The sequence below is a fragment of the Rhodanobacter lycopersici genome (assembly GCF_040812335.1).
Classification (GTDB): domain Bacteria; phylum Pseudomonadota; class Gammaproteobacteria; order Xanthomonadales; family Rhodanobacteraceae; genus Rhodanobacter_A; species Rhodanobacter_A lycopersici.
Genome location: NZ_JBFOHK010000010.1, coordinates 1 through 5,497 on the forward strand (window position 1 = coordinate 1; position 5,497 = coordinate 5,497).

The 5,497-nt window shown below is 55.6% G+C and carries 2 tRNA genes and 3 rRNA genes; all 5 read right to left on the reverse strand.

Going from position 1 to position 5,497, the window contains the following annotated elements:
* Nucleotides 1–89: 89 nt before the first annotated feature.
* A 5S ribosomal RNA gene (rrf, locus tag ABQJ54_RS19045) occupies nucleotides 90–203 on the reverse strand.
* A gap of 183 nt (nucleotides 204–386) precedes the next feature.
* Nucleotides 387–3,264, reverse strand: a 23S ribosomal RNA gene (locus tag ABQJ54_RS19050).
* 184 nt (nucleotides 3,265–3,448) lie between these two features.
* Nucleotides 3,449–3,524: transfer RNA gene (locus ABQJ54_RS19055), tRNA-Ala, on the reverse strand.
* Between the two features lie 5 nt (nucleotides 3,525–3,529).
* Nucleotides 3,530–3,606, reverse strand: a tRNA-Ile gene (locus ABQJ54_RS19060).
* A gap of 84 nt (nucleotides 3,607–3,690) precedes the next feature.
* Nucleotides 3,691–5,231 (reverse strand): 16S ribosomal RNA (locus tag ABQJ54_RS19065).
* The 16S, 23S and 5S rRNA genes sit together here with 2 tRNA genes alongside, the layout of an rRNA operon.
* Nucleotides 5,232–5,497: the final 266 nt, after the last annotated feature.

Genomic DNA, 5,497 nt, shown 5'->3' on the forward strand with positions numbered 1-5,497 from the left:
GCGGCGCCGATCCGTGGCACCGACATACGACGAAGCCGCACAAGCAAACGCCCCCACCGATATCGGTGGGGGCGTTTGAGGGATAAAGCCCCTGGCGGTGACCTACTCTTGCATGCGAGGTGCACACTACCATCGGCGCGGCTGCGTTTCACTTCCGAGTTCGGGATGGGATCGGGTGGGACCACAGCGCTATGGCCGCCAGGGAAGGGGTGGGAGTAGCGCCATGCGCCAACTCCACAAGCGGGTGAGAGCCTTTTTGAAGAGTCGGCCATGGCTGGCCGGTTTAGCTCTTCGTGAGAAGGACCTCACGTAAAACTTTGGCAAACGAGTGACAAGCGTCCGGGTTCTGCTGGAACCGGCACGTGGCGAAGGCCACTTGGGGTTATATGGTCAAGCCGCACGGCTCATTAGTACGCGTAAGCTCAATGCATTGCTGCACTTCCACACCGCGCCTATCAACCACTTAGTCTAAATGGTGCCTACAGGAGAGTTGAACTCTCGGGAGATCTCATCTTGGGGCGCGCTTCCCGCTTAGATGCTTTCAGCGGTTATCGCTTCCGTTCATAGCTACCGGGCAATGCCATGGGCATGACAACCCGAACACCAGCGGAACGTCCACTCCGGTCCTCTCGTACTAGGAGCAGCCCCCCTCAAATCTCCAACGCCCACGACAGATAGGGACCGAACTGTCTCACGACGTTCTGAACCCAGCTCGCGTACCACTTTAAATGGCGAACAGCCATACCCTTGGGACCGGCTACAGCCCCAGGATGTGATGAGCCGACATCGAGGTGCCAAACACCGCCGTCGATATGAACTCTTGGGCGGTATCAGCCTGTTATCCCCGGAGTACCTTTTATCCGTTGAGCGATGGCCCTTCCATACAGAACCACCGGATCACTATGACCTACTTTCGTACCTGCTTGATCCGTCGATCTTGCAGTCAAGCACGCTTATGCCATTGCACACAGTGCGCGATGTCCGACCGCGCTGAGCGTACCTTCGTACTCCTCCGTTACTCTTTGGGAGGAGACCGCCCCAGTCAAACTACCCACCATACACGGTCCCTGACCCGGATTACGGGCCGAGGTTAGAACGTCAAGCACTTCAGGGTGGTATTTCAAGGATGGCTCCACCGAAACTGGCGTCTCGGTTTCGTAGCCTCCCACCTATCCTACACAGAAGAACTCAACGTTCAGTGTAAAGCTATAGTAAAGGTTCACGGGGTCTTTCCGTCTTGCCGCGGGAACGCTGCATCTTCACAGCGATTTCAATTTCACTGAGTCTCGGGTGGAGACAGCGCCGCTGTCGTTACGCCATTCGTGCAGGTCGGAACTTACCCGACAAGGAATTTCGCTACCTTAGGACCGTTATAGTTACGGCCGCCGTTTACTGGGGCTTCGATCAAGAGCTTCGCCTTGCGGCTGACCCCATCAATTAACCTTCCAGCACCGGGCAGGCGTCACACCCTATACGTCCACTTTCGTGTTTGCAGAGTGCTGTGTTTTTGATAAACAGTCGCAGCGGCCAGGTTACTGCGACCCGCTAGTGCTCAGTCACGCATGTGACCACACCGGCGGGCGCACCTTCTCCCGAAGTTACGGTGCCATTTTGCCTAGTTCCTTCACCCGAGTTCTCTCAAGCGCCTTGGGATTCTCACCCTGCCTACCAGTGTCGGTTTACGGTACGGTTTTTCTTAAGCTGAAGCTTAGTGGCTTTTCCTGGAAGCGTGGTATCAGTCACTTCGCCCAAAAGGGCTCGTCTCGGTGCTCGGCATAAAGAGGGCCGGATTTGCCTAACCCTCATGCCTACCGCCTTTCCCCGGGACAACCAACGCCCGGTAGACCTAACCTTCTCCGTCCCCACATCGCACTTAAGAAAAGTGCTGGAATATTAACCAGCTTCCCATCGACTACGCATTTCTGCCTCGCCTTAGGGGCCGACTCACCCTGCGCCGATGAACGTTGCGCGAGGAAACCTTGGGCTTTCGGCGTGCGGGCTTTTCACCCGCATTATCGTTACTCATGTCAGCATTCGCACTTCCGATACCTCCAGCAGACTTTACAATCCACCTTCACAGGCTTACGGAACGCTCCTCTACCGCGCACATTGCTGTGCACCCCGAGCTTCGGTGTCTAGCTTAGCCCCGTTAAATCTTCCGCGCAGACCGACTCGACCAGTGAGCTATTACGCTTTCTTTAAAGGATGGCTGCTTCTAAGCCAACCTCCTGGCTGTCTATGCCTTTCCACATCGTTTTCCACTTAGCTAGAACTTGGGGACCTTAGCTGCGGGTCTGGGTTGTTTCCCTTTTCACGACGGACGTTAGCACCCGCCGTGTGTCTCCCGGATAGTCTGTCCTGGTATTCGGAGTTTGCCATGGTTTGCTAAGTCGCGATGACCCGCTAGCCATAACAGTGCTCTACCCCCAGGAAGATTCGTCCGAGGCGCTACCTAAATAGCTTTCGAGGAGAACCAGCTATCTCCGAGTTTGTTTAGCCTTTCACTCCTATCCACAGCTCATCCCCATCTATTGCAACAGATGTGGGTTCGGTCCTCCAGTGCGTGTTACCGCACCTTCAACCTGGCCATGGATAGATCACTCGGTTTCGGGTCTACTGCCAGAGACTATGCGCCCTATTCAGACTCGGTTTCCCTTCGCCTCCCCTAGACGGTTAAGCTTGCCACTGACAGTAAGTCGCTGACCCATTATACAAAAGGTACGCAGTCACCCTTGCGGGCTTCCACTGCTTGTACGTATACGGTTTCAGGGTCTATTTCACTCCCCTCTCCGGGGTTCTTTTCGCCTTTCCCTCACGGTACTAGTTCGCTATCGGTCAGTCAGGAGTATTTAGCCTTGGAGGATGGTCCCCCCATGTTCAGACAGGGTTTCTCGTGCCCCGCCTTACTCAATTTCATGCACGGTGCCCTTTCGCCTACCGGGCTATCACCGTCTGCGGCGGGCCTTTCCAGACCCTTCGACTAAAACACTGTGCACTTTTGGGCTAGTCCGCGTTCGCTCGTCGCTACTGACGGAATCTCGGTTGATTTCTTTTCCTCCGGGTACTTAGATATTTCAGTTCCCCGGGTTCGCTTCCGCAACCTATGAATTCAGTTACGGATACCGCTTGCGCGGTGGGTTTCCCCATTCGGACATTGCCGGATCAAAGCTTGTTGCCAGCTCCCCGACACTTTTCGCAGGCTGCCACGTCCTTCATCGCCTCTGACTGCCAAGGCATCCACCGTATACGCTTGGTCGCTTGACCATATAACCCCAAGTCGCCTCAGGGCCATACTCTCAAACCACCTGTTCGTGCCTCAACACGTGTCTCGGTTCGGTTCGAACCAAGACGCTTGTCACTCGTTTGCCAGTTTTCAAAGAACACAAGAACGGCCTCAACGCCGCCTCGCTTCAAATCTTTATGTGTGCTTGGATTTCACGCGTCACCATGGTGGAGCCAGTCGGGATCGAACCGACGACCCCCTGCTTGCAAAGCAGGTGCTCTCCCAGCTGAGCTATGGCCCCGTGGTTGGTGGGTCTGGGAGGACTCGAACCACCGGCCTCACCCTTATCAGGGGTGCGCTCTAACCACCTGAGCTACAGACCCGGAAAGCTTCTTGCTAGGGACGCTACGTGAAATACAGGTGTCTTGTGTGGACGTCTTGCGCGACGAGTCGCGCTGTCGTTCTCGAAAGGAGGTGATCCAGCCGCACCTTCCGATACGGCTACCTTGTTACGACTTCACCCCAGTCATGAACCACTCCGTGGTCGTCGTCCCCCTTGCGGTTAGACTAACGGCTTCTGGAGCAACTCACTCCCATGGTGTGACGGGCGGTGTGTACAAGGCCCGGGAACGTATTCACCGCAGCATAGCTGATCTGCGATTACTAGCGATTCCGACTTCACGAAGTCGAGTTGCAGACTTCGATCCGGACTGGGATCGGCTTTCTGGGATTGGCTCCACCTCGCGGTATTGCAACCCTCTGTACCGACCATTGTAGTACGTGTGTAGCCCTGGCCGTAAGGGCCATGAGGACTTGACGTCATCCCCACCTTCCTCCGGTTTGTCACCGGCAGTCTCCTTAGAGTTCCCACCTTTACGTGCTGGCAACTAAGGACAAGGGTTGCGCTCGTTGCGGGACTTAACCCAACATCTCACGACACGAGCTGACGACAGCCATGCAGCACCTGTGTTCCGATTCCCGAAGGCACTCCCGCATCTCTGCAGGATTCCGGACATGTCAAGGCCAGGTAAGGTTCTTCGCGTTGCATCGAATTAAACCACATACTCCACCGCTTGTGCGGGCCCCCGTCAATTCCTTTGAGTTTCAGTCTTGCGACCGTACTCCCCAGGCGGCGAACTTAACGCGTTAGCTTCGACACTGATCTCCGAGTTGAGACCAACATCCAGTTCGCATCGTTTAGGGCGTGGACTACCAGGGTATCTAATCCTGTTTGCTCCCCACGCTTTCGTGCTTCAGCGTCAGTGTTGTCCCAGATGGCCGCCTTCGCCACTGATGTTCCTCCCGATCTCTACGCATTTCACCGCTACACCGGGAATTCCACCATCCTCTGACACACTCTAGCTCGCCAGTATCCATTGCCATTCCCAGGTTGAGCCCGGGGATTTCACAACAGACTTAACGAACCGCCTACGCACCCTTTACGCCCAGTAATTCCGATTAACGCTTGCACCCTTCGTATTACCGCGGCTGCTGGCACGAAGTTAGCCGGTGCTTATTCCTCAGGTACCGTCAGCCCCACGGGTTATTAACCCGTAGTATTTCGCTCCTGATAAAAGTGCTTTACAACCCGAAGGCCTTCTTCACACACGCGGCATTGCTGGATCAGGCTTGCGCCCATTGTCCAATATTCCCCACTGCTGCCTCCCGTAGGAGTCTGGGCCGTGTCTCAGTCCCAGTGTGGCTGATCATCCTCTCAGACCAGCTAGCGATCGTCGCCTTGGTGGGCCATTACCCCGCCAACTAGCTAATCGCACATCGGTTCGTCCTGCCGCGCGAGGCCCGAAGGTCCCCCGCTTTCTCCCGTAGGACGTATGCGGTATTAGTCCCGGTTTCCCGAGGTTATCCCCCACGTCAGGGTAGATCCCGATGCATTACTCACCCGTCCGCCACTCGCCACCCGGTATTGCTACCTGTGCTGCCGTTCGACTTGCATGTGTTAGGCATGCCGCCAGCGTTCAATCTGAGCCAGGATCAAACTCTTCACTTAAGTTTTCGACAACTTCGTCCTTGCGAACTTGGCCGTCTATCTTTCTGAAGCGTGACCCCAACCAGTGAAACTCATTACTGACTTTCATTTGGGTGGGACGCTTGCATTGCTTGGACAGGTCATCAACCCGCCAGCGCAAGGCGTCCACACAATTCACCTGTGCACACTGTCAAAGATCACTTCACCGCGGAACCTTCCGCCAGGGGACATTTCGTCCCGGTGAGCCGCCCATTCTACATCGTTCTTTCAGGCCGTCAACAGTCTCG